This is a genomic window from Bacillus cereus group sp. N11 (assembly GCF_016483605.1).
Classification (GTDB): Bacteria; Bacillota; Bacilli; order Bacillales; family Bacillaceae_G; genus Bacillus_A; species Bacillus_A toyonensis.
In genome coordinates, this window is the sequence record NZ_JAEHBN010000008.1 from 102,972 (window position 1) to 125,859 (window position 22,888).

A 22,888-nucleotide genomic window follows, 5' to 3' on the forward strand; every position below is an offset into this window, starting at 1 on the left:
TCTTACGGAATGTTATTTCAAATGGCAAATTGAATTTACATAACCAATCATCTAGACAACTATATAACACGAACATTATACTTAAAAAATTTAGCTATCGTTCGTGTTTTGTGGTAAAATGATTGTACTACATTTTAAGGGAGCGTTTTATTATGAAAGAAGTATTTCGTTTACAAACTGATTTTTCATCTTCATTTGATCGCTGGGTAAGTTCTTTCGTGTCTGATCACCCAGCACAATTAGAATGGACGACTTTAAAAGAATTAATCCATGAATATACAACATCACATACAAATGAGACATTACCAACATATATTTCTTCAGCTTTAACATATTACGCACAACGTGTTTCAACAACAAGTAACTCAGAAATTGTTATTTTTGAAAATCCTACAATCTCATAATCTATTATAAAAAGCACTGTAATGAGTGCTTTTTATTTATGTTCATTATTTTTTATTTTTCCAACTTATTCTCAAAAAATACAACTTATTTCATACTATATACCCTTCATAAATCTATTTGATTTTTCAAAAAAACAGATTAAAAAGATATTGACACTACGATTTTACAGTGCTAACATTCAACATGTAATTGAATATGGTCTCTGTTAGGTGAGGCTCCTGTATAGAGAAACGCTGCTGCCCAAAAATGTCGAGAGACGCCAATGGGTCAACAGGAAAGGTCGGAATGAAGGCCTTTTTTAACGTAGCTGGTTTCAGTACCTATGCTATACAGTGCTAAAACTCAACGAGGGAGAGGTGCATGTATTTTGTCATACACAAAAACTGTTTTTAGCTATGTTTACTAACAGGCTTTCGTGTGGACGTTTTTTAACTGTGAATTCAGACCTTTACTCGTTGTGAGTAAAGGTCTTTTTATGTCTTTATGCACCTGACTATGAAACAAACATAGCATATTCAGAAACTATTAAATTGGACGGAGGTGAGGAACAGTGGCAAGTGATGATTCGGCCCAGATACCCATATGTTTTACGTTAATATTTCATCATGTAGGTAGGAAAGAAGCTGTTCCTCCTAATTTTAAATAGTCGAGTAACAGATTGTTTCCTCCTTCATGACAAAGGAGGAACTACCGATGTTAAATTTACAAAGACAAGAAACAAAGCATGCTTACGATCAAGATAGCATGCAAACAAATAACAAAGTATTAGTGGAAGTTGCAACACAAGATATAAACTCTGCATTAAAACTTCTAGAAACTACAGAAAATGGACTCTCTAAACAAGAAGCGTCCCGTAGACTTTCTTTATATGGTCCGAACGAAATTGCTCATAATAAAACGTTGCCTTGGTACATCCAATTTCTGCTGGCATTTAAAAATCCATTTATTTTTGTTTTATTAGCTCTTGGAGCGCTCTCTTTTTTCACAGATGACATGCAAGGAACAATTGTCGTATCTGTAATGGTACTTCTAAGTTCAACGATTCGCTTTTTACAAGAATTCCGCTCTCAAAAAGCCGCGGATAAATTAAAGGCTATGGTTCGAACAACCGCGAGCGTCTTTAGAATAGATGGATTTGTACACGAAACAAAAAACGTAACGAATTTAAATCGAAATTATACAATAGAAATTCCAATTGAAGAACTTGTACCTGGCGATATTATTTCACTTTCAGCCGGTGACATCGTTCCAGCTGATGTGCGTATTTTATCGGCTAAAGATTTATTTGTTAATCAGTCTTCATTAACTGGGGAAGCACTTCCTGTAGAAAAATACGAAAACTGCTACCATACAGAAAACCAGCATATCTTACCGAAAAATATGAAAAAAAATTTCAATCCACTCGATATGGAAAACCTTTGCTTTATGGGTACGAATATTGTAAGTGGTAGCGCAAATGCTGTTGTCGTTTCAACAAGTACCGATACGTATTTCGGCTCTTTAGCGAATAAAGTAATCGGAAAGCGCGCAGAAACAAGCTTTGATAAAGGTGTAAACAAAGTAAGCTGGCTCTTAATTACATTCATGCTTATTATGGCGCCCATTGTCCTTCTCATTAATGGATTCACAAAAGGTGATTGGCAAGAAGCTTTCTTCTTCGCTATCGCTATTGCAGTTGGTCTTACACCTGAAATGTTACCAATGATTGTAACTGCTAATTTAGCTAAAGGTGCTGTGAACATGTCTAAGCAAAAAGTTATTGTAAAACAGCTAAATTCTATTCAAAACTTAGGCGCGATGAACATTCTTTGTACAGATAAAACTGGGACATTGACAGAGGATAAAGTTGTTCTTGTTAGACATTTAGATCCTACTGGTAATACATGCGATCGTGTATTACAGTTTGCATATTTAAATAGCCTCTATCAAACCGGATTGAAAAATTTAATAGATAAAGCTGTTATTGAGCATACAGAAGAAAAACAAAAGTTCGACCCTTCAACGTTTCAAAAACTAGATGAAATTCCATTTGATTTTGCCCGCCGTCGCATGTCCGTCATCGTCAAAGACATCTCAGGTGAACATACAATGGTTTGTAAAGGTGCCGTAGAAGAAATTTTATCCATTTGTAACTACACTAAATCAAACGGAAAGATTGTTCAACTTACCGAGGAAATGCGCTCAAATGTCAAACAACTAAGTGAGACATTGAATGGCGAAGGTATGCGTGTAATTGCTGTAGCTTATAAAAAAGATAGAAAAATAAATGATGAAGAGTACACGGTAAAAGATGAAACTAATATGATTCTCGCTGGATATATTGGCTTTTTAGATCCACCGAAACCATCTGCAGCTGTTGCTATTCAAGCATTACAGAAACATGGTGTACAAGTAAAAATTTTAACTGGTGATAATGAAATTGTTACAAAAAAAGTTTGTAAAGAAGTTGGATTGGATATTGGTGAGCCTATCCTTGGCTACGAGATCGATTCTTTACCAGATAAAGCATTAGCAAAACTAGCCGAAGAAACAACAGTGTTCGCAAAACTAAATCCAATGCAAAAATCTCGCATTATTCGTGCCTTACAGGGGAACGGTCATACAGTAGGTTATATGGGGGATGGTATTAACGATGCCGTAGCACTACGTGATGCTGACGTTGGAATATCTGTTGATACTGCAACTGATATCGCAAAAGAGTCTTCCGATATTATTCTACTTGAAAAAAGTTTAACTATATTAGAAGCGGGTATTTTAGAAGGACGCACTACGTTCGGAAATATTTTAAAATATATTAAAATGACGGCTAGCTCTAACTTTGGAAATGTATTTAGTGTGTTAGTGGCAAGTGCTTTCATTCCCTTTTTACCGATGCTTGCCATTCACCTTTTAATTCAAAACTTGCTTTACGATATTTCACAGCTGTCTATTCCATGGGACAAAATGGATAAAGAATTTTTAGAAAAACCGAGAAAATGGGATACTGCAAACTTACGGAACTTCATTATTTGTATCGGTCCAATTAGTTCCATATTTGATATTATCACATACGTAGTCATGTGGAATGTCTTCGGTGCAAATACACCTAGCGAACAATCATTATTCCAATCTAGTTGGTTTGTCGTTGGACTGCTCACACAAACTTTAATCGTTCACATGATAAGAACACAGAAGATTCCATTCATTCAAAGTACTGCATCAGCACCGGTACTTTTATTAACCGCTTGTATTATGGCAATCGGAATTTATATTCCATTCTCACCGCTTGGTGCGGCCGTTGGTTTACAAGCATTACCACTTAGCTATTTCCCTTGGCTAGTAGGAATACTATTAGGCTATGCTTTCTTAACACAATTCCTGAAAAAAGTTTATATTAAAAAGTTTCATAGCTGGTTATAAAGTGAAACTTTAATCAGTGGGGGGTTTTTTCATCCCCCACTGATTATTAGCCCACACCAATCGGGCTTTTACGGGCAGCCCGACCCCCACCTAACTGTTTTGTTTTCGCTTAATTTTGAGGTAGGGGTCTTACTGCCCGCAAATAACGGGATAAAAACGAGAATGAGTGGGTACTCCCACTCATTCTTAAAAACATAACACGTACTTATATGTATGGAGGTGACCATGATGGTATGGTATGACATTGTATTAAGATTATTTATCGCAATTATTATAGGTGCTTGCATCGGAATGGAAAGGCAATGGAGACACCGGATGGCCGGTTTACGGACAAATGCTCTCGTATCACTTGGTGCCTGTATATTTGTTTTATTATCCGTCATGCTTGATCATGATGCTAGCCCCTCACGTATTGCTGCTCAAGTTGTTAGTGGGATTGGCTTTTTAGGAGGCGGTGTGATTATCCGTGACGGTTTTAGTATTAGAGGATTAAATACTGCGGCTACTTTATGGTGTGCTGCTGCTGTCGGTACTCTTACAGGCGCTGGTTTTCTCCTTGCAGCTATATTAGGTGCAACCGGCGTTTTACTAGCAAATATACTACTTCGCCCGATCGCTCTCTTTATGAATAAAAAATCAAAAGAAGAATCACCTGAACAAACAAACTACTTCCTTTCTCTTACTTGTTCCGAAGAAAATGAAGCACATATTCGTTTTTTACTCATGCACATGGTAAGTACAGAAGGTCTCGGTTTAAAAGAGTTATATAGTGAAGATGTAGATTCTAAGCAAAAAGTCTGTATACAGGCTACATTACATTGCAAGACAAATGCGGCTATCTTAATTGAAAAAATAATAAGTAGAATGTTATTAGAATCTGGCGTTACTGCTGCTGGGTGGAAGACTTCTTTAAATTTAGAAGCGAGTTAAATATGAAAGGTGTCATGATATTTACTACTTCATGACACCTTCTACATAAACTTATTTTCTAACTTTTGTTGAAACGACTTCTCTTGCTTACGTAGTAGTTGACTACCTCGTTGTAAAAGCGGTGTTCCATACTTATCATTAATTTGATCAATGACAGCAAGTAGCGGTTCTTTTTTCGCATCCTCTTCAAATGAAAACAAATCTAATTGTTTCACCGATTCTGTCTTCCACTCTATTTCAGTAGCTGTAACACCTAATAAACGAACGGAATCACCGTCCCAATGTTGCTTCCATAAACGGGATGCTGCTTGAAAAATATCGCGTTCTTCCCAAATTGCATTTTTCAATTGCTTACTCCGTGTTATCGTTCGCCTATCATGGTATTTAATCATAATTTGAATATTATAGCTGACAAGAGTTCGCTTTTGTAATCTTTTACTCACTGATTTTGATAAACGTTCTAACATATCAAGTAACTCTTTCTCTTCATCCATATCCTTTGAAAAGGTCGTCGAATTACCGACACTTTTATGCTGTCCCATTTGACTCGGATCAACTTCTCTATCATCCATACCTTTTGCACGCCTTTGTAAATCAACACCGTGCTTTCCAATTTTAGCGCGAATGATATGCTCGTCTCCCTTTGCCAATTGTTCAATTGTCTGTATATGAATATCATTTAATTTTCCAGCTGTTTTCTCACCAATTCCATGCATGGCTCCAACTGGAAGTGGCCAAATCAATTCTGGAATATCACGTTTTCGAAGTACAGTAATACCAAGTGGCTTTTTCATATCTGAAGCGGTCTTTGCTAGAAAAAGATTTGGAGCAATCCCAATACTACACGGAAGCTGTAACTCTGTTAACAACGCTTGTTGGATCATCTTTGCTATTTCAAGAGGCGAACCGAGTGCATAGCAATCTGTAATATCTAAATATCCTTCATCTATAGAGACTGGTTGTATCTTTTCTGTAAAACGGGAAAGGATTTGAAACATTTGAAATGAAGCTTCACGATATAATGTGAAATTAGGACGCCTTACAACTAATTGTGGGCATAACCTTTTCGCTTCCCAAAGAGGCATCGTCGTACGTATTCCATATTCTCTCGCCTCATAACTACACGTTATAATAATTCCTTTTCTCTCTTTTTCATTTCCAGCAACCGCTAATGGCTTTCCTTGTAATGATGAATCATGAGCAATTTCAACAGATGCGAAAAAACAATTCATATCCACATGTAAAATAACACGGCCATTTTTCGGATACATTTCTCGCATAGTACTACCCCCTCCAAAGAACATTTGTTCCTTCATTATACCAAATTCATGTACAATATAATAATTACTTATTCTTTTTATCCTTATTTTTGCTATACTTAATACGTAAGATGGATATTATTGTAAAAGTAGTGACTTATTATGAAATCTAATAGTAAACTTAACTATATCTTTCTCATTATTATATTAATCCTCTTAATTAATTACTTACTACTCCCGATTTTTAATATTAATACAGCTGGACTCCTCCCTCGTTTACTAAGTATCGTAACAACTTATATACTGCCATGGATTTTCTTATATTGGTTTATCCGCCTAGTGAAAGCAGTTGAATCAAAATAAAAAAGACGTGTAAACCATAATTGGTTCACACGTCTTTTTTATTTTATTACTTCGCTACTTCTTCAATAATTGCAACAACTAATTCTGCTGTTTTCGCTAATTCTTCAACAGGAATCTTCTCGTTTGTTGTATGAATTTCTTCATAACCAACCGCTAAGTTAACTGTTGGAATACCGTGTCCTGCAATTACGTTTGCATCACTTCCGCCACCACTTTGGTGAAGAGAAGGTGTGCGACCAATTTTTTCAGCTGCACGTTTTGCAACTTCTACAACGTGATCGCCATCAGCAAATTTAAATCCTGGGTACATAACGTTTATTTCAACGTCTGCTTGACCACCCATATCTTTTGCAGTTGTTTCAAATGCTTCTTTCATTTTCGCAACTTGTGCTTCCATTTTCTCGTTGATTAAAGAACGAGCCTCTGCAAAGATTTGTACATGATCACAAACGATATTTGTTTGTGTACCACCTTCAAAACGTCCAATATTTGCAGTCGTTTCAGAATCAATACGACCAAGTGGCATCTTCGCAATTGCTTTCGCTGCGATCGTAATTGCAGATACACCTTTTTCTGGTGCTACACCAGCATGAGCTGTTTTCCCGCGAATAATTGCGTTCACTTTCGCTTGTGTTGGAGCTGCAACAACGATTTCACCAACTTTTCCATCGCTATCTAATGCGTAACCATATTTCGCTGTAATGCGCTCACGGTCTAATGCTTTTGCACCAACAAGTCCAGATTCTTCTCCAACTGTAATAATAAATTCAATTTTACCATGAGGAATATTTTTCTCTTTTAATACACGAATTGCTTCGAACATTGACGCTAATCCTGCTTTATCATCCGCACCTAAAATTGTAGTACCATCTGATACGATATATCCATCTTTAATAGAAGGCTTAATTCCATTACCAGGAACTACTGTATCCATATGAGAAGTAAAGTAAATTGTATCCACGCCATCTTTTGTTGCTGGTAAAGTACAAATTAAGTTACCTGCACCATGACCAGTTACAGACATTGTGTCATCTTCAAATACTTCTACACCTAAATCTGTAAATTTCTTTGTTAATACTTTGCAGATTTCTGCTTCAAATTTCGTTTCAGAATCTACTTGTACTAATTCCATAAATTCATTTACTAAACGTTCTTGATTAATCATAAGACTGCGCCTCCTGCACTACCATTATGTATGTAACACTACTAATTATAACAGAATTTCGCAAAAGTTTCGAAATACAAGACAAAAAACAGACGGTTTATATGTCTAGATAACCATCTGCTTTCGATTACTCATTTAACAATACCCAGCGCATATGATCTTCCCACACTCCATTTACCATTAACATCTTCCTAGATACACCCTCATACTGGAAGCCTATTTTCGTCACTACTTGTATAGATGCTAAATTACGCGGCATAATTGGTGCTTCTATACGATGTAAATGAAATTCCTCAAAAGCAACTGCAATTGCTTTTCTAAGCGCTTCTGTCGTATAACCTTTATTTAACTCTTCCTTATCTAATTTATAACTGAGTACACAAGATTGATAAATACCACGAACGATTAAATTAAATGAAATACAGCCAATTATTTTCGTGTCATCACCTTTTTTAAAAATCCATAGCCTAATGATCTTACCTTCTGTAAACTCTTTTCTATCCTTTTGTAGCTTTTTCTTTTGATAATCTAACGTAAAAAAATCCTCCGGTCTATACTCTTCCCAAGCTTTTAAAAATTCACGATTTCTGTCGTAATATTGAAGAATTTTTTCAGCATACGACTCATCGATTTCCCTTAAATGTAAGCGACCTGTCTCATATATTTTCATCATCGTATCTCCATTCTTCAGCTTGCAAAACAAAAACTCACAATCTATCTTTTAATATATTCTCTATGCATACTTAAATTTCCTGTTATATTTTGCAACCCCTTCCCGAAATTTGTCCTTTCTCTCCCCTTGTCCACAGTTTCATTTCTCGTTACAATGAAGGTGTACTGATTTGCAAGGAGGTTTAACGATGCATAAAAAAGCTCAAAAAGTTATGGTTTATATCATGCTAATTTCTATGCTTGTAACAACATTACTTGCTGGCGCAAGTATGTTTTGGTAAAAAGGGCGATGTGTTCGTCCTTTTTTTTACGTTTTACACATAATAAAATAAACCATCTCGACATCGAGATGGTTTATTTTATATAAAACACAACCGCTACAATACTAAAGGAAAATGCCATTACTAACGCTATCACAAAACTCGTGTACTGTTTCTGCTGAAACGCCCCAATAACAAAAGTAAGATTAAGTAATGCCATCAATACAATCGCTACAACGTAAGAGCATATATTAAAAGTTGCCAATATGAATGTAATCACAAATAGAAAGCCAATAAAAAACTGCATATACGAAATTTTTGGATTCAAGTACATATGAGCAACCCCTTTACCTATTTTTATCCCGCATTAACGGGGAATAACCTCGCACTGATTAAAGTTTCACTTTATCTTTCTATATTTTCATTAACGCATGGTTATGTACACATGTCAAGACAACTTATAATAAAAGAAAAAGCCAACCTTTGCGTTGGCTTTTTCATATGCAATGGCACCTTTTTCTTTTGCCAATTGCTGAAATGTTTTTTTCGACTTCACAATCCACACTTTTGTTCCAATTGGAATGCGATCAAATAAATATTCCACATCGTTTTTCTTCATTCTTATGCATCCTTGTGAAATATACTTTCCAATTGAACTTGGTTGGTTTGTTCCATGTATTCCATATTTACTCCCATCAGTTCCTCTTGCATTAAACCCAATCCACCTTGATCCAAGTGGATTTTTTGGTGAACCACCTGGAATATCTTTTGCAATATAGTACGGATCCTTCGCTTTCATTACAATATCAAAAGTTCCTTCTGGGGTTAATTCATTCGTTTTTCCTGTCGCTACGGGAAAAATCTTTTGAATTTTCCCATCGTCAATGTAAGCTAGTTTATTCGTCGCTTTATTTACAATAATGAAAGGATCTCCGGCACGTGGATTATCACCAAGAGGCCAAATCGGCGATAAAGAAAGACATAATATGAAAGAGAGAAGATACGGCATAAATAATTCCTACCTTCTATATAAGTTCTTTTATATTATCCTTTCCCTTAAAGCGACTTTTAATGAGTAAATATTGCTCCATTTCATATACAAGTTGAACAAGTTTTGCACGTATTTCAAATTCTTCACGTGTGACTGGTAACGGCATTTCTCTAAACAATTCTCTCATTTCTTGAAGCTGCCTTAAGGAAATAACACCTGTACTTTCAGGGCTAATTGCATTCCCAATATTTTCAACAACATCGGCAATCATATCAGCTTGTTCATATGTCCACGATAAAGAGGCTGCCAATGGTATCATTCGCTCTAAAATTTCGAATTGTTGCATGCGCATATTAAAGTAACGATAGTAATAATCATCTTCGCGCATAAATGCATTCTCAAGCTTCTTAAAAGATAAATCTCTTGCTTCATTTAGCATATTCTCGGTTTCAATGAGTTCTGCCCCGCTCCAACTACTTTCTCGATTTCGTAAATACACAACCATTTCAAACAATATCGTTTTAAAATTACTTTCTATTTTATTCCGATACTCTCTTAGCTTATTTTCACTACTTGGCATATACATGTTCACTAATAACGCCACACTAATTCCTATCGTTAATATAGCAATTTCATTTCCAACTATAAGCCATGTAATGTGTTTCAATGAATATAGATGCATAACAATAACTGAACTCGTGACGATGCCTTCTTGAATTTTCAACATAACTGCAGTCGGAATAAATGTAAGTAATAATACGCTAATTGCAAGTGGGGTATAGCCAATTGTTTCAAAAATGCAAAATGCGAATACCATTGATAATACACAAGCTAAAAATCGATGTACCGATACTTGAAGTGATTTACGCTTCGTATTTTGTACACATAATATAACTAAAATACCTGCTGAACTATAAAATTCTAACCCTAATAACTGAGCAATAAAAACTGCCGCTCCTGTCCCTATTGCTGTTTTTACTGTACGGTATCCAATTTTAAACATATCATTACTCCTATATGTATAAACGTATTTACAGTTAGTATAAAAAAAGGATGACACAATGTCATCCTTTTCTACTTATTATTCACATAACCTTTTCATATTACAATATTTTTTGTAAAAATTGTTGCGCACGTTCACTTTTTGGTGCTGCAAAAAATTGTGCTGGCGGACTGTCTTCTACAAGGTTTCCTCCGTCTAAGAAAAGAACGCGATCTGCCACCTCTTTTGCAAATCCCATTTCATGTGTAACGATAGCCATCGTCATTCCTGTCGTCACTAATGATTTCATAACTTCTAGCACTTCCTTCACCATCTCTGGATCTAGAGCAGATGTCGGTTCATCAAATAACATTACTTCCGGTTCCATCGCTAACGCTCTCGCTATCGCTACACGTTGCTTTTGTCCCCCTGAAAGGCGATTCGGATACGTATCTTTTTTATTTAACAAGCCTACTTTTTCTAAAAGTTTCTCGGCTTTCTTTTCAGACTCTTGTTTCGTTACTCCTTTTACATTGATAGGAGCATACGTAATATTTTCTAATACAGTCATATGAGGGAATAGGTGAAAATGCTGAAATACCATTCCTACATTTTCACGAACGTGCATTATATTCGTTTTCGGATTCGTTACTTCTTCCGTTCCAATCCAAATGTGACCATTTGTTGGTGCTTCTAACAAATTCATACAGCGTAAAAATGTTGATTTCCCTGATCCGGACGGTCCGATAATTGCAACTACTTCCCCTTTTTCAATCGTTGTTGTAATGCCTTTTAATACTTCGTTTTTCCCGAATGATTTATGAAGGTTTTCAATTTTAATCACTTTTTTTCATTCTCCCTTCAATTGCCTTCCCGACTAATGTAAGAATAATGACTAGCGTATAGTAGATCAGACCAACAAATAGTAGCGGCTCAAGATATTTAAACGTTTCACCGCCTACAATGTAAGCGCGGCGCATTAAATCCGTCGCACCTATTACTGTTACTACAGCCGACTCTTTCGTAAGCGTCGCAAACTCGTTTACAAGTGCCGGTAATATATTTTTTAAAGCTTGGGGAAAAATAATATTTCGCATCATTTTTCCATATGGAATTCCTAAAGCCATCGCTGCTTCTGTTTGTCCTTTATCAACCGCTTGAATGCCGGCACGGATGACTTCTGACATATATGCACCTGAATTCAAACTAAATGCTAGTACAGCCGCTAAAAAGGCTGGTATCTCATAACCAATTATTTGCGGGACACCGAAATAAATAATCATTAATTGCAATACAAGTGGTGTACCACGGAAAATTGATGTATAAAGATCTGCCGCTATATTTAATGCTCGTATTCTAGCAATCTTACAAAGTGCTAATAACGTTCCTAAAATAAATCCTGCTAAAGCTGATACTGCTACAATTTTCAAAGTAACTTCTAGCCCTTTTAATATATACGGTATCGAAGGCGTAATCGCTGAAAAATCCAAGTTCATTCTTTTCATTCCCTTCACAGAAAAGCGAAAGGCAGCTTATTTTCCGCTGCCAAACCACTTCTTCACTAATTTATCCATTTCTCCGTTTTCTTGCATTTTTTTAATCACTTTATTAAATTCAGCTGTTTTATCACTGTTTTTCGGAAGGGCAATTGCCGCTCCTACTTCTTCTGGTGCTTCTTTAATTTCAATTCCTTGTAAATCTTTCATTTTCTCTAAATAATTTTTCGCTACTGTATCTTCTAAAATCGCCGCATCAAAACGACCCGCTTTAATTTCTTGTACAATTTCTGGTATACGGTCACGTCCCTCAGCTTTGAAATCAACTTGTTTTTTAAATTCCGCCGCCTTCTCTTCTTGAATAGATCCTGTTTGTACCCCTACTTTTTTCCCTTTTAAATCTTCTACTGATTTAATGTTAGAATCCTTTTTAGAAACAATCATGTTTTTCGCAACAAAATATATATCTGTAAAATCTACATTATTTTTACGCTCTGCCGTTGGCGTCATACCTGCCATTACAAAATCAACTTTTCCTGAGCTAAGAGACGCTAATAAACCACCAAAATCCATATCTTTCACTTTCACTTCATACCCAAGTTCTTTTCCGATATACTTTGCAATATCAATGTCAAAGCCAATAATTTCATCACTCTTTGAAGCTTCTACATATTCATAAGGTTTATAGTCTGCTGAAGTTCCCATTACAAGTACTTTCTTATTTCCGTTTTCTTCTTTTACGTCCCCATTACTACACGCACTAAACATACTTACAATTAAAATAAGTGCAAACGATATCGATAATAACTTCTTCATCTTTCTTCCCCCTAATAATGTATATTTAAAAGTTTAATAGAATATTTATTCGATGTTTGTATTGTATCAGCAGTTTTATTTTTATGCAATATATAAAATAAAAATAAATAAAATAACATTAAATAACGCATTCTCAATGCATAAAAAACTGCATAACAAAACAAGATGATGTATATTCCATCGTTTTGTATAATTAATAAAAAAAGCAGTACACCCACTTAATCGTGGGCGTACCGCCTTTTCACTTATTTATAGTTCTTCACAATTCTCTTCAAAATACGATTGTAATTTCGCAATAACTTGCATCGGTTCATGACCTTCAATTTCATGACGTTCTACCATCGTTACAATTTTTCCATCTTTTAATAAAGCAAATGATGGAGAAGAAGGTGGATACCCTTCAAAATATTCACGAGCTCTTGCTGTTGCTTCTTTATCTTGACCTGCAAACACCGTTACAAGATGGTTAGGACGTTTATCATAATGTACGGAATGCGCAGCAGCAGGGCGAGCAATACCACCTGCACAACCACATACAGAGTTTACCATTACAAGTGTTGTACCATTTCTTTTAAACGCTTCTTCAACTGCTTCTGGTGTCGTTAATTCTGTATATCCAGCAGAAACGATCTCTTCACGCGCTTGACGAACAACATCATTCATAAAAAAGTTAAAATTAATCAATCTTTTCCCTCCTCTAAATCTACCTATTTGTATCTTACCAGTTAATGTTTATGAAATACAAGTAAGTTTACTTGTATTTAAGCATAGAAAAGGTGTTAGAGCTCTTGCTCTAACACCTTTTCTCAATGACCACGATGTTTTTGCTTTGCTTTTTGTACTTTTATAAAACGTTTTCTCTGCTTTTCAGCTTCCCGTTTCTCTTTAGATTGCACTTTCTGTTCTTGTTTATGCAGTTCATAAGATAAACTAATTGCTTCTTGTGCCTTTGTAAAACGTTTTACATTTACTTCTTTTGCTGCTTCTCGTATGATACGTTTTATATTTTTTGGACGCTGTTTTTCTTTAACGTCCACACCACATTTTGCAACGTGCTGGAAATATGCTAACATTGGACCATTCACAAATATAAGTACTTCCTCGTCTGAAGGTTCCATTCCAAAAATATACCTCGCTCCATACAATTTCCCTTTTTCTTTATGCGTAATAATTCCTACAAAAAATTGACCTTCGTGATATACTGTCAAATCCATTGACAGCCCCTCCTTTAATAAAATTAGAAATATTGGACATCCCGGAGGGGAAGGTTACTGACATGAAATCATGCGTCTGGACTACCGACCAGAGCTGTGTTTTTATATTTCTTTCATTATTATATATTCATTTCCATAATTTTCATATATTCAACAATCATTTTTTTATGCGATCCAACAATATAGTCAGGTAGCTCCGTTACTGGAAAGAATTTAAGCTGAACCGCCTCTTCTTTATTCATAACAAAATGTCCTTCGTATTCATCCGTATAATAGGCTGTCGTTACAGATTGAAATTCATCACCGTTTGCTAATTTTGTAAAGTAGTTCGCTCCAGAAAACACATTGATTAATCGTAAGTTCTTTACTTCTATACCTGTCTCTTCATATACTTCACGGTAAGCTGTTTCTTCTGGTGATTCACCAAGCTCCATGAGCCCGCCAGGCAGCCCCCATTTTCCATACGGTTCTGTTCGTTGTTGCAATAATACATCTCCATGTTCATTTATAACGAGTACAACAGCACCAACTAAAATTAAAGGGCGATGACCAACTATTTTTCGTAATTCTTCTACATATCCCATCGTATCGCCTCCTTTTTCGTTGTCCACACTATTGTATCATATGTATGAAACGACAAAATGCGTATATTTTTCATTTTTTTAACAAAATATTTATTTTACGTGCTTCATCTACTGTAGCTAACATAATAGATTCGACTTCTGTACTCTCCTCTAGAAATTCTCTCGCCCACGCTTCTGTTTTTCCTAATAAAGCAAGAACATCTTTCTGAATCCTCCCATCCTTTACTAATACAAAAGAAACTGGAGATTTTTTTCCCGCCACTTTAAGATCAAGTCGCGAAACTGCTTCATATTCTCGATATCGAAATATAGAAACGACACCGTTCGCTTCCCATAATGCTAATTTGATTGTTTGAATATCACTCACATTTCGCATACGAAGTTCCGAAAATAAATATTCCACGGTAATTCTCGCTTTTTTCAAATTGCTAAAATCAATGGAACCATTGTGTATAAGAATGATAGGTGCTGGCTCTAAAAAACGTCTCCATCTATCCCATTTCAGCATTAAAACTGAGCTTATAATATGAAGTACAACGAGTATGAACGTTGTAATCATCGAACCAAGTAACCCTACTTTTTCATCAGACAATGCGTTAGAAATATTCCCACCAAGCAATAGCACTAATACAACATCTAAAAAACGAAGTTGTGCGATAGATCTTTGCCCCATCGCTTTCGCAACTAATATTAAAAATACGTATGCTATTATAGCCCGTACAACCCATTCCATATTTGAAAGGTGCCGTGCCCCTTCAAAAATATGCATATGCATCATTCGCACCCCATCTCAAACTGCTAGTCTGTTTTAGTTTGCAACGTTTAAGAGCATATATGTAAAAAAGCTAGTTCGTTTTTACACGAACTAGCTTTTTTACTTAACTGAAAACATATATTTTTTATACGTTTTCCGTACCGATAATATGAGACCCATCATAATCATATTCGAGAACAAGGAACTTCCCCCATACGATAAGAAAGGCAATGCAATCCCTTTTACAGGCATTAATCCAACGATCATACCGATGTTTTGGAATATTTGAACCGTTAATATCCCAATTGATCCAGCACATAATAATGTACCGAATAAATTATCAGCAGAATAACCAATAATAATTGTTCTATATAGTAGTAATAGGAACAAGAACACAACTAACGCTGCTACGATAAATCCACCTTCTTCGGCAATTGTAGCGAAAATAAAGTCAGTATGCTTCTCAGGGATATAGACGTTCCCTTCGCCAAATCCTTTCCCTTCCATACCGCCACTACCTACAGCTAAAATCGATTGCTGCGTTTGATAACCTTGATCTGTATGTTCAAATGGATCTAACCAACCTAAAATACGTGATTGTTGGTGAGGTTTTAGTAAAGTAACTAACTTATTAAAGAAGAAATCCTCATACCTTACGTAAATAAATATTAACGTAGTTAATATGGTGACTGGAATAACTGTACATAACGCTATCAATTTCTTCTGAATACCTGACATAAATAAAATACATGCAATGGCAGCAGCATATAAGAACACCATCCCTGTATCCGGTTGGCTATATACAACAGCCATAGGCGGGAGGGATACTAGCACAATTTTACCTACTAATTTTAAGTCCGTTTGGAATGTCCTTGCCATATACTGTGCATTATGTTTCACTGCTATACTTGCTACTACGAGAAGCAATGAAATTTTGAAAAACTCAGACGGCTGAATTTGGCCAACTAGCGGAAATACAAACCATCTTTTTGCACCTAATTTTTCAGGTGTGAAAGTGGAAACTGGTAGTATTTTCAAAAGAATAAGTGAAGCAAATCCAACGATATAAAGTGGCCAAGACAATTTTTGTAATTGATCTAGGTCAATGCTTGCAACAAGCAATAACAATACAACCCCAATTATGTAGTTCAAACCCTGTTTCATCGCAAAGTTTGCCTCTCCATATTGGCCAGTTTGCTGACTGCTATATATAGCAGCTATACTCGTAACACATAGTGCACACAAAATTAAAATTAATTTTACATCTAAACTTTTTAGAAACTCGGTACTTCTTTTCATGACATCCTCCTGAAACATTGTTACAGCAAAATAAAAAACCAGGAGTCAACATTCTTCATGTTTTGACGACTGATTACACATTATCTATAAAACACTTATATAGAATAACTCTCTTTTTCATACAATACAATATATTATACTACAGTTTCATCAGTAAGATTTGCCAAAAAAATTATTCTTTTCTTATTTTATATCTATATACCATATATCAGCAATGTATTTTCGTAAATTCCTAATACATAATCGTTCATTGTAAGATTACTGGGAAAAGTGTTGTACATACAGTAGAATGCAAATGAAGAAATAAGATGATAAAAAGCTCGCATAAGCGAGCTTTTTATTAATATACAGATGTATTATTTTCTGACATGTTTTCTAAAATTTCTTTTACACGTCCTAAGAACTTACCACAAATTAAACCATCAAGTACACGGTGATCAAGTGATAAACATAAGTTAACCATGTCACGAGCACCGAACATACCGTTATCCATGATTACTGGGCGTTTTACAATTGATTCAACTTGTAAAATAGCTGCTTGTGGGTAATTAATAATACCCATAGATTGAACAGAACCGAATGATCCTGTGTTATTAATTGTAAATGTTCCGCCTTGCATTTCGTCCGCTTTTAACGATTTCGTGCGTACTTTTCCTGCAAGCTCTGTAATTTCACGAGCGATACCTTTAATTGTTTTCTCGTCCGCTTGTTTAATTACTGGTACAAATAGTTCTTCCTCTGTTGCAACAGCGATAGAAAGGTTAATATCTTTCTTCTGAACGATTTTATCGCCAGCCCACATAGAATTGATTTGAGGATACTCTTTTAACGCTTGTGCTACTGCTTTTACGAAGAAAGCAAAGAACGTTAAGTTAAAGCCTTCGCGCTTCTTAAAGTCACCTTTAATTGAATTACGGTATGACACAAGGTTTGTCACATCTACTTCAATCATCATCCAAGCGTGTGGCGCCTCATGTTTACTACGTAACATATTCGCTGCAATTGCTTTACGCACACCTGTTACTGGAATTTCGATATCGCCAGGCATTGTCGGTACAGAAACTGGTTTCGCAGCTTCTACTTTTTGCGCTACTGGCGCTGCTTTTGGTGCTTCTGGGCGCGCTTCTACTACTGCTACAGCTTCCTCTTTTTTCGCACCTACTTGCGGAATGTTTCCAGATTCCACTAGTTTTAAAATATCTTTACGAGTGATACGACCATTTGCTCCCGTACCTTCTACTAAATCTAAATCAACGTTATGCTCGCCCGCAAGTTTTAATACCGCTGGTGAAAAACGTGGTTTTCCATCAGTTGGTTGTTTTACTTTCGGCGCTTTTTCAGGCGTAGTTACTTCTGCCTTTGGTTCTTCTTTTGTTTTTTCTTCTACAGCTGTTGCTGCTACTTCATCCGCGCCTTCTACTTGAATGACACAAACTACTTCACCTACAGCTAACGTATCGCCTTCACCAGCGATTAACTCTTTCACAATACCAGTGAAAGAAGATGGTACTTCTGCATTTACTTTGTCAGTCATTACTTCTGCAAGCGGATCATACTTATTTACGTGATCGCCAACATTAACGAGCCATTTACTAATTGTGCCCTCTGTAACGCTCTCCCCGAGCTGAGGCATTGTAATATTTTCTACAGCCATGTATAGTCCCCCCGATTAAAATTCCGCAAGTTCACGCATTGCTTTTTCAACTTTATCTGGATTTACCATAAAGAATTTTTCCATTGTTGGTGCATATGGCATTGCTGGAACATCTGGGCCTGCAAGACGTGCAACTGGTGCATCTAAATCAAACAGACAATTTTCAGCGATAATTGCCGCCACTTCACTCATAATGCTTCCTTCTTTATTATCTTCTGTTACAAGAAGAACTTTACCTGTTTTAGAAGCAGCTTCAATGATTGCTTCTTTATCTAATGGATACACAGTACGTAAATCAAGAATGTGTGCAGAAATGCCATCTTGCGCTAACTTCTCAGCTGCTTGAAGAGCAAAGTGAACACATAATCCGTAAGTGATAACAGTAATATCATCACCTTCACGTTTTACATCTGCTTTTCCGATTGGTAATACGTAGTCATCTTCTGGCACTTCACCTTTAATTAAGCGATAGGCACGCTTATGCTCAAAGAATAGTACCGGATCTTCATCACGAATTGCAGCTTTTAATAAGCCTTTTGCATCATATGGTGTAGAAGGGATAACAATTTTTAAACCTGGTTGGTTTGCAAACATCGCTTCTACAGATTGTGAATGATACAATGCACCGTGAACACCCCCGCCAAATGGCGCACGAATTGTAACTGGACAAGTCCAATCATTGTTAGAACGATAACGAATTTTTGCTGCCTCAGAAACAATTTGGTTTACTGCTGGCATGATGAAATCAGCAAACTGCATTTCAGCGATTGGGCGCATACCATACATTGCCGCACCAATTGCTACCCCAGCAATTGCAGATTCTGCAAGCGGTGCATCAAGTGCACGATCTTCACCAAATTGATCGTATAAACCGTGTGTCGCTTTAAACACGCCACCTTTTTTACCAACATCTTCTCCTAAAACGAATACTTTCTCATCGCGTTCCATTTCTTCGCGCATTGCTAATGTAATAGCATCAATATAAGACATTACAGCCATGAAACGTTCCCCCCTATTCTGCGTATACGTGCTTCAATGCATCTTCAGGTGCTGCATACGGAGCATTTTCTGCATATTCTGTTGCTTCATTTACGATATGCATAATTTCGTCTAACATTTGTTTTTCAGATTCCTCAGTTAACACGCCAGCTTCTTTTAAATAAGCTGCAAATGTTATAATTGAATCTTTTTTCTTTGCTTCTTCTACTTCTTCTTTATCACGATAAACACGATCATCATCGTCACTAGAATGTGCTGTTAAACGATATGATACTGTTTCAATTAAAGTTGGACCTTCACCACGTCGACCGCGGTCTGCTGCTTCTTTTACAGCTTTATATACTGCAAGCGGATCGTTTCCGTCTATTGTATATCCAGGCATACCGTAACCAATTGCACGATCTGATACGTTTTTACATGCTAATTGTTTTTCAACCGGAATAGAGATTGCATATTTGTTATTTTCACACATGAAAATAACAGGTAGTTTGTGTACACCAGCAAAGTTTGCTCCTTCATGGAAGTCACCTTGGTTTGAAGAACCTTCTCCAAATGTAACGAACGTTACTAAATCTTTCTTCTCCATTTTTCCAGCTAACGCAATACCAACTGCATGTGGTACTTGTGTTGTTACTGGAGATGAACCTGTCACAATACGATTTTTCTTTTGACCGAAGTGACCAGGCATTTGACGACCACCAGAGTTTGGATCTCCAGCTTTCGCGAAAGCTGACAACATAAGCTCTTTAGCTGTCATACCAAACGCTAGTACAACACCCATATCACGGTAGTATGGTAATGCATAATCTTTCTCTCTATCAAGAGCGAACGCTGCTCCAACTTGTGCAGCCTCTTGTCCTTGACAAGAAATTACGAATGGAATTTTACCTGCACGGTTTAATAACCACATACGTTCGTCAATTTTACGTGCAAGTAACATCGTACGGAACATTTCTAATACTTGCTCATCACTTAAGCCAAGCTCTTCATGGCGCTTTTCTTTTACTTCTGCCATTTTTCATAACCTCCTAAATCCACATTTTTATGCGTGTAACGCTCTTCCATCTACAGCAAGTGCTGCTTCACCAATCGCCTCAGATAATGATGGATGCGGATGAATTGTATGTGCTACTTCCCAAGGTGTTGCATCAAGTACTCTTGCAAGACCAGCTTCAGAAATCATATCTGTTACGTGTGGTCCAATCATATGAACACCAAGAATGTCATTTGTTTCTTCATCAACTACAAGCTTTACAAAACCATCAGATTCTCCGTATACAAGCGCTTTTCCGATTGCGCGGAATGAGAACTTACCTACTTTTAACTTATAGCCTTTTTCTTTCGCTTCTTGTTCTGTTAAACCGACAGAAGCAACTTCTGGACTGCTATATACGCATTTTGATACCATAGAGTAATCAATTGGCGTAACTTCTTTCCCTGCAATATGTTCTACTGCAACAATTCCTTCGTGAGAAGCAACGTGAGCAAGTTGTAAGCCACCGATTACATCTCCAATTGCGTAAATATGAGATTCTTTCGTTTGATAAAACTCATTTGTTTGAATGTATCCTTTTTCCACAACGATATCCGTATTCTCTAAACCAATATTTTGCGTATTGGCTTGTCTTCCTACAGATACAAGCATTTTTTCTGCTTTAAATTCTTTATTCTCACCGTTATGTTCAGCTTGAATTGTTACTCCATTATCTTTTACCAATGTTTCTGGTAATACTTTTGCACCAGTCACCACTTTAATACCTTTTTTCTTGAACAGACGTTGCATTTCTTTTGAAACGTCCTGATCTTCTAGTGGTAAAATCGTTTTCGCATACTCTAACACTGTAACTTCTACACCGAAGTCAGCAAGCATAGATGCCCACTCAATACCAATTACACCGCCACCAACGATAATGATCGAACTAGGAAGCGTTTCCATTTTTAGGGCATGATCTGAAGACATTACATACTCTCCGTCTAACTCTAAACCTGGTAATGAATTTGGACGAGAACCCGTTGCAACAAGTACATTTTTTGGAATTAACATTTCATTCTCTTCTCCACTTGCAAGTTCAACTGAAATTGTCCCTGGCATCGGAGAAAAAATAGACGGGCCAAGAATACGGCCAATACCTTCAAACACATCAATTTTACCTTGTTTCATTAAATGTTGAACACCTTTATGAAGCTGCGTTACAATCTTCTCTTTACGCTCTTGTACTTTTGCAAAGTTTAGTTCTACATTACTTGCAATAACTCCGAACTCTTCGCTTTTTTTAGCAGTTGCGTATACTTCCGCACTACGTAAAAGAGCTTTACTAGGAATACATCCTTTATGCAAACAAGTACCACCAAGATTTTCTTTTTCAACAAGTGCTGTTTTTAATCCTAGTTGTGATGCGCGAATTGCAGCAACATATCCACCTGTACCGCCGCCAACGATGACTAAATCATATTCTCTTGCCATTATCTCAACCCCTAGCTACTGTTTGTTTTTCTCTTACCACATACTCTTTCGGCGCTTCTTCTTCACGTAATACACGAAGTGCTCCTTCTGCTAACGCTTCTAACTCATCTTCCCCTGGATGTACGATAACATCTGCAATCCAATCCACTCGTTCTTTTATTTCATCAACAAGTATTTTACTGTATGCAAGTCCACCAGTTAATACGATTGCATCGATTTTCCCGTGAAGTACAGCACTAGCTCCGCCAATCTCTTTCGCAACTTGATATGCCATTGCTTTATAAATAAGAGTTGCTTCAGGATCGCCTTTTTCAACCATTTGTTCTACTTTAATTGCATCATTTGTACCGATAAGACTTACAAGTCCACCTTGTCCGACAAGTTTTTTAACCATTTCGTCTCGGTAATACTCACCAGAGAAACACATCTCAACTAATTGTCCTACTGGTACTGTACCAGCACGCTCTGGACTAAATGGTCCTTCTCCGTTTAAGCCATTATTAACATCGATAACTTTTCCTTTTTTATGAGCACCAACTGTAATACCGCCGCCCATATGTGTAACTAATAAATTTAAATCCTCGTATTTGTGGTTTAATTCTACAGCCACTTTACGAGCAACTGCTTTTTGGTTTAATGCATGGAAAATACTTTTACGTTCCATACCAGCAATACCGCTTATACGAGCAATCGGTTCCATTTCATCTACAACGACAGGATCCACAATGAATGCTGGAATATTTAATCCAGAAGCGATTTCATATGCTAAAATGCCTCCAAGATTTGAAGCGTGATGACCGCTAAATCCATTTTTCAAATCTTCTAACATTGCATCGTTTACTGTGTATGTTCCGCCTTCTATTGGACGAAGTAATCCACCACGCCCACAAACAGCGTTCAATTTTGAAATGTTAATACCGTGAGAATGTAAAACTTCTAATATTGTTTCTTTTCGAAACTCATATTGGTCGATAATTCGTTTATATTTCCCAATCTTTTCTTCATCATGACGAATTGTTTCTTCTAAAACAGGTCTTTCATTATCAAAAACACCAATTTTTGTGGATGTACTACCCGGGTTAATAACAAGAATTCGATTTAAGGACAATGTTGCTACCTCCACTAATAAATTCAAAAGGACGTGGAAACCTCATAAGAGGTAACCACACCTTTTGTAAAAGT

At 36.5% G+C, this 22,888-nt stretch carries 24 protein-coding genes and 1 riboswitch; of the genes, 5 read left to right on the forward strand and 19 right to left on the reverse strand.

What is annotated here, in order from left to right; translation table 11 throughout:
* Positions 1 to 152: 152 nt before the first annotated feature.
* The 3 genes from JDS98_RS14980 to JDS98_RS14990 all read left to right on the forward strand — a co-directional run bounded on the left by JDS98_RS14980 (position 153) and on the right by JDS98_RS14990 (position 4,734).
* Positions 153 to 404, forward strand: a complete 252-nt coding sequence (locus JDS98_RS14980; protein WP_000665712.1) for a DUF3932 family protein — start codon at positions 153 to 155, stop codon at positions 402 to 404.
* 195 nt (positions 405 to 599) lie between these two features.
* Positions 600 to 767: riboswitch (M-box (ykoK) riboswitch) on the forward strand.
* A gap of 331 nt (positions 768 to 1,098) precedes the next feature.
* On the forward strand, positions 1,099 to 3,804 hold the full coding sequence (gene mgtA, locus JDS98_RS14985) for a magnesium-translocating P-type ATPase (protein ID WP_199634011.1): 2,706 nt from the start codon (positions 1,099 to 1,101) through the stop codon (positions 3,802 to 3,804).
* A gap of 228 nt (positions 3,805 to 4,032) precedes the next feature.
* A complete protein-coding gene (locus tag JDS98_RS14990; RefSeq protein WP_000262353.1) occupies positions 4,033 to 4,734 on the forward strand; it encodes an MgtC/SapB family protein in 702 nt (233 codons plus the stop codon).
* A 41-nt stretch (positions 4,735 to 4,775) separates the two neighbouring features.
* Here JDS98_RS14990 and JDS98_RS14995 read toward each other — a convergent pair whose 3' ends face one another.
* Positions 4,776 to 6,014 carry a DNA polymerase IV gene (locus JDS98_RS14995; RefSeq protein ID WP_199634012.1) on the reverse strand — a complete coding sequence of 413 codons (1,239 nt, stop codon included), beginning with the start codon at positions 6,012 to 6,014 and terminating at the stop codon, positions 4,776 to 4,778.
* 141 nt (positions 6,015 to 6,155) lie between these two features.
* Here JDS98_RS14995 and JDS98_RS15000 point away from each other — a divergent pair, with 141 nt between their 5' ends.
* Positions 6,156 to 6,356 carry a hypothetical protein gene (locus JDS98_RS15000; RefSeq protein WP_081339628.1) on the forward strand — a complete coding sequence of 67 codons (201 nt, stop codon included), beginning with the start codon at positions 6,156 to 6,158 and terminating at the stop codon, positions 6,354 to 6,356.
* Between the two features lie 46 nt (positions 6,357 to 6,402).
* Here the strand turns inward: JDS98_RS15000 and JDS98_RS15005 are convergent, their stop codons facing one another.
* A complete protein-coding gene (locus tag JDS98_RS15005; protein WP_000609819.1) occupies positions 6,403 to 7,521 on the reverse strand; it encodes a tripeptidase T in 1,119 nt (372 codons plus the stop codon).
* 127 nt (positions 7,522 to 7,648) lie between these two features.
* On the reverse strand, positions 7,649 to 8,194 hold the full coding sequence (locus tag JDS98_RS15010; protein WP_002044843.1) for a GNAT family N-acetyltransferase: 546 nt from the start codon (positions 8,192 to 8,194) through the stop codon (positions 7,649 to 7,651).
* 187 nt (positions 8,195 to 8,381) lie between these two features.
* On the opposite strand from JDS98_RS15010, the gene prli42 reads away from it, so the two are divergent.
* Positions 8,382 to 8,474, forward strand: a complete 93-nt coding sequence (prli42, locus tag JDS98_RS15015; RefSeq protein WP_000549039.1) for a stressosome-associated protein Prli42 — start codon at positions 8,382 to 8,384, stop codon at positions 8,472 to 8,474.
* A gap of 73 nt (positions 8,475 to 8,547) precedes the next feature.
* Here the strand turns inward: prli42 and JDS98_RS15020 are convergent, their stop codons facing one another.
* The 16 genes from JDS98_RS15020 to buk form a co-directional block, all read right to left on the reverse strand.
* Positions 8,548 to 8,787, reverse strand: a complete 240-nt coding sequence (locus tag JDS98_RS15020; protein ID WP_000281159.1) for a DUF3894 domain-containing protein — start codon at positions 8,785 to 8,787, stop codon at positions 8,548 to 8,550.
* 114 nt (positions 8,788 to 8,901) lie between these two features.
* A complete protein-coding gene (locus JDS98_RS15025; RefSeq protein ID WP_097957986.1) occupies positions 8,902 to 9,462 on the reverse strand; it encodes a L,D-transpeptidase in 561 nt (186 codons plus the stop codon).
* 16 nt (positions 9,463 to 9,478) lie between these two features.
* On the reverse strand, positions 9,479 to 10,447 hold the full coding sequence (locus tag JDS98_RS15030; protein ID WP_000472694.1) for an aromatic acid exporter family protein: 969 nt from the start codon (positions 10,445 to 10,447) through the stop codon (positions 9,479 to 9,481).
* Between the two features lie 100 nt (positions 10,448 to 10,547).
* Positions 10,548 to 11,270 carry an amino acid ABC transporter ATP-binding protein gene (locus tag JDS98_RS15035; protein WP_087969709.1) on the reverse strand — a complete coding sequence of 241 codons (723 nt, stop codon included), beginning with the start codon at positions 11,268 to 11,270 and terminating at the stop codon, positions 10,548 to 10,550.
* Positions 11,263 to 11,922 carry an amino acid ABC transporter permease gene (locus tag JDS98_RS15040; protein WP_001046918.1) on the reverse strand — a complete coding sequence of 220 codons (660 nt, stop codon included), beginning with the start codon at positions 11,920 to 11,922 and terminating at the stop codon, positions 11,263 to 11,265. The genes JDS98_RS15035 and JDS98_RS15040 overlap by 8 nt, the downstream gene beginning before the upstream one ends.
* A gap of 36 nt (positions 11,923 to 11,958) precedes the next feature.
* Positions 11,959 to 12,738, reverse strand: a complete 780-nt coding sequence (locus tag JDS98_RS15045) for a transporter substrate-binding domain-containing protein (protein ID WP_000735467.1) — start codon at positions 12,736 to 12,738, stop codon at positions 11,959 to 11,961.
* 249 nt (positions 12,739 to 12,987) lie between these two features.
* On the reverse strand, positions 12,988 to 13,401 hold the full coding sequence (locus tag JDS98_RS15050) for a BrxA/BrxB family bacilliredoxin (RefSeq protein WP_001979317.1): 414 nt from the start codon (positions 13,399 to 13,401) through the stop codon (positions 12,988 to 12,990).
* A gap of 143 nt (positions 13,402 to 13,544) precedes the next feature.
* A complete protein-coding gene (locus JDS98_RS15055) occupies positions 13,545 to 13,952 on the reverse strand; it encodes a YjdF family protein (RefSeq protein ID WP_097957983.1) in 408 nt (135 codons plus the stop codon).
* A 119-nt stretch (positions 13,953 to 14,071) separates the two neighbouring features.
* Positions 14,072 to 14,536, reverse strand: a complete 465-nt coding sequence (locus tag JDS98_RS15060; RefSeq protein ID WP_000542539.1) for an NUDIX hydrolase — start codon at positions 14,534 to 14,536, stop codon at positions 14,072 to 14,074.
* Positions 14,537 to 14,606: 70 nt separating this feature from the next.
* Positions 14,607 to 15,311, reverse strand: coding sequence for a DUF421 domain-containing protein (locus JDS98_RS15065; RefSeq protein ID WP_199634013.1), 705 nt, complete (start codon positions 15,309 to 15,311; stop codon positions 14,607 to 14,609).
* Between the two features lie 99 nt (positions 15,312 to 15,410).
* Positions 15,411 to 16,589: an FtsW/RodA/SpoVE family cell cycle protein gene (locus JDS98_RS15070; RefSeq protein WP_000831187.1), complete on the reverse strand. Its 1,179-nt coding sequence runs from the start codon at positions 16,587 to 16,589 to the stop codon at positions 15,411 to 15,413.
* 340 nt (positions 16,590 to 16,929) lie between these two features.
* Positions 16,930 to 18,243: a dihydrolipoamide acetyltransferase family protein gene (locus JDS98_RS15075; protein ID WP_000257668.1), complete on the reverse strand. Its 1,314-nt coding sequence runs from the start codon at positions 18,241 to 18,243 to the stop codon at positions 16,930 to 16,932.
* Between the two features lie 15 nt (positions 18,244 to 18,258).
* Complete coding sequence (gene bfmBAB, locus JDS98_RS15080; RefSeq protein WP_000290072.1) at positions 18,259 to 19,242, reverse strand: 3-methyl-2-oxobutanoate dehydrogenase subunit beta; 984 nt, start codon at positions 19,240 to 19,242, stop codon at positions 18,259 to 18,261.
* A 13-nt stretch (positions 19,243 to 19,255) separates the two neighbouring features.
* Positions 19,256 to 20,257, reverse strand: a complete 1,002-nt coding sequence (gene bfmBAA / locus JDS98_RS15085; protein ID WP_000852551.1) for a 3-methyl-2-oxobutanoate dehydrogenase subunit alpha — start codon at positions 20,255 to 20,257, stop codon at positions 19,256 to 19,258.
* Positions 20,258 to 20,284: 27 nt separating this feature from the next.
* Positions 20,285 to 21,706 (reverse strand): dihydrolipoyl dehydrogenase, encoded by a 1,422-nt coding sequence (lpdA, locus tag JDS98_RS15090; RefSeq protein WP_000090439.1) that lies wholly within the window; start codon positions 21,704 to 21,706, stop codon positions 20,285 to 20,287.
* A 4-nt stretch (positions 21,707 to 21,710) separates the two neighbouring features.
* Complete coding sequence (gene buk / locus JDS98_RS15095) at positions 21,711 to 22,814, reverse strand: butyrate kinase (protein ID WP_000056190.1); 1,104 nt, start codon at positions 22,812 to 22,814, stop codon at positions 21,711 to 21,713.
* Positions 22,815 to 22,888 lie beyond the last annotated feature (74 nt).

Excerpts from the sequence above, each read along its gene's own strand:
- JDS98_RS14980 (WP_000665712.1), top strand. The coding sequence starts at position 153 with ATGAAAGAAGTATTTCGTTTACAAACTGATTTTTCATCTTCATTTGAT.
- mgtA (WP_199634011.1), top strand. The coding sequence starts at position 1,099 with ATGTTAAATTTACAAAGACAAGAAACAAAGCATGCTTACGATCAAGAT.
- JDS98_RS14990 (WP_000262353.1), top strand. The coding sequence starts at position 4,033 with ATGGTATGGTATGACATTGTATTAAGATTATTTATCGCAATTATTATA.
- JDS98_RS14995 (WP_199634012.1), bottom strand. The coding sequence starts at position 6,014 with ATGCGAGAAATGTATCCGAAAAATGGCCGTGTTATTTTACATGTGGAT.
- JDS98_RS15000 (WP_081339628.1), top strand. The coding sequence starts at position 6,156 with ATGAAATCTAATAGTAAACTTAACTATATCTTTCTCATTATTATATTA.
- JDS98_RS15005 (WP_000609819.1), bottom strand. The coding sequence starts at position 7,521 with ATGATTAATCAAGAACGTTTAGTAAATGAATTTATGGAATTAGTACAA.
- JDS98_RS15010 (WP_002044843.1), bottom strand. The coding sequence starts at position 8,194 with ATGATGAAAATATATGAGACAGGTCGCTTACATTTAAGGGAAATCGAT.
- prli42 (WP_000549039.1), top strand. The coding sequence starts at position 8,382 with ATGCATAAAAAAGCTCAAAAAGTTATGGTTTATATCATGCTAATTTCT.
- JDS98_RS15020 (WP_000281159.1), bottom strand. The coding sequence starts at position 8,787 with ATGTACTTGAATCCAAAAATTTCGTATATGCAGTTTTTTATTGGCTTT.
- JDS98_RS15025 (WP_097957986.1), bottom strand. The coding sequence starts at position 9,462 with ATGCCGTATCTTCTCTCTTTCATATTATGTCTTTCTTTATCGCCGATT.
- JDS98_RS15030 (WP_000472694.1), bottom strand. The coding sequence starts at position 10,447 with ATGTTTAAAATTGGATACCGTACAGTAAAAACAGCAATAGGGACAGGA.
- JDS98_RS15040 (WP_001046918.1), bottom strand. The coding sequence starts at position 11,922 with ATGAACTTGGATTTTTCAGCGATTACGCCTTCGATACCGTATATATTA.
- JDS98_RS15045 (WP_000735467.1), bottom strand. The coding sequence starts at position 12,738 with ATGAAGAAGTTATTATCGATATCGTTTGCACTTATTTTAATTGTAAGT.
- JDS98_RS15050 (WP_001979317.1), bottom strand. The coding sequence starts at position 13,401 with ATGAATGATGTTGTTCGTCAAGCGCGTGAAGAGATCGTTTCTGCTGGA.
- JDS98_RS15055 (WP_097957983.1), bottom strand. The coding sequence starts at position 13,952 with ATGGATTTGACAGTATATCACGAAGGTCAATTTTTTGTAGGAATTATT.
- JDS98_RS15060 (WP_000542539.1), bottom strand. The coding sequence starts at position 14,536 with ATGGGATATGTAGAAGAATTACGAAAAATAGTTGGTCATCGCCCTTTA.
- JDS98_RS15065 (WP_199634013.1), bottom strand. The coding sequence starts at position 15,311 with ATGCATATGCATATTTTTGAAGGGGCACGGCACCTTTCAAATATGGAA.
- JDS98_RS15070 (WP_000831187.1), bottom strand. The coding sequence starts at position 16,589 with ATGAAAAGAAGTACCGAGTTTCTAAAAAGTTTAGATGTAAAATTAATT.
- JDS98_RS15075 (WP_000257668.1), bottom strand. The coding sequence starts at position 18,243 with ATGGCTGTAGAAAATATTACAATGCCTCAGCTCGGGGAGAGCGTTACA.
- bfmBAB (WP_000290072.1), bottom strand. The coding sequence starts at position 19,242 with ATGGCTGTAATGTCTTATATTGATGCTATTACATTAGCAATGCGCGAA.
- bfmBAA (WP_000852551.1), bottom strand. The coding sequence starts at position 20,257 with ATGGCAGAAGTAAAAGAAAAGCGCCATGAAGAGCTTGGCTTAAGTGAT.
- lpdA (WP_000090439.1), bottom strand. The coding sequence starts at position 21,706 with ATGGCAAGAGAATATGATTTAGTCATCGTTGGCGGCGGTACAGGTGGA.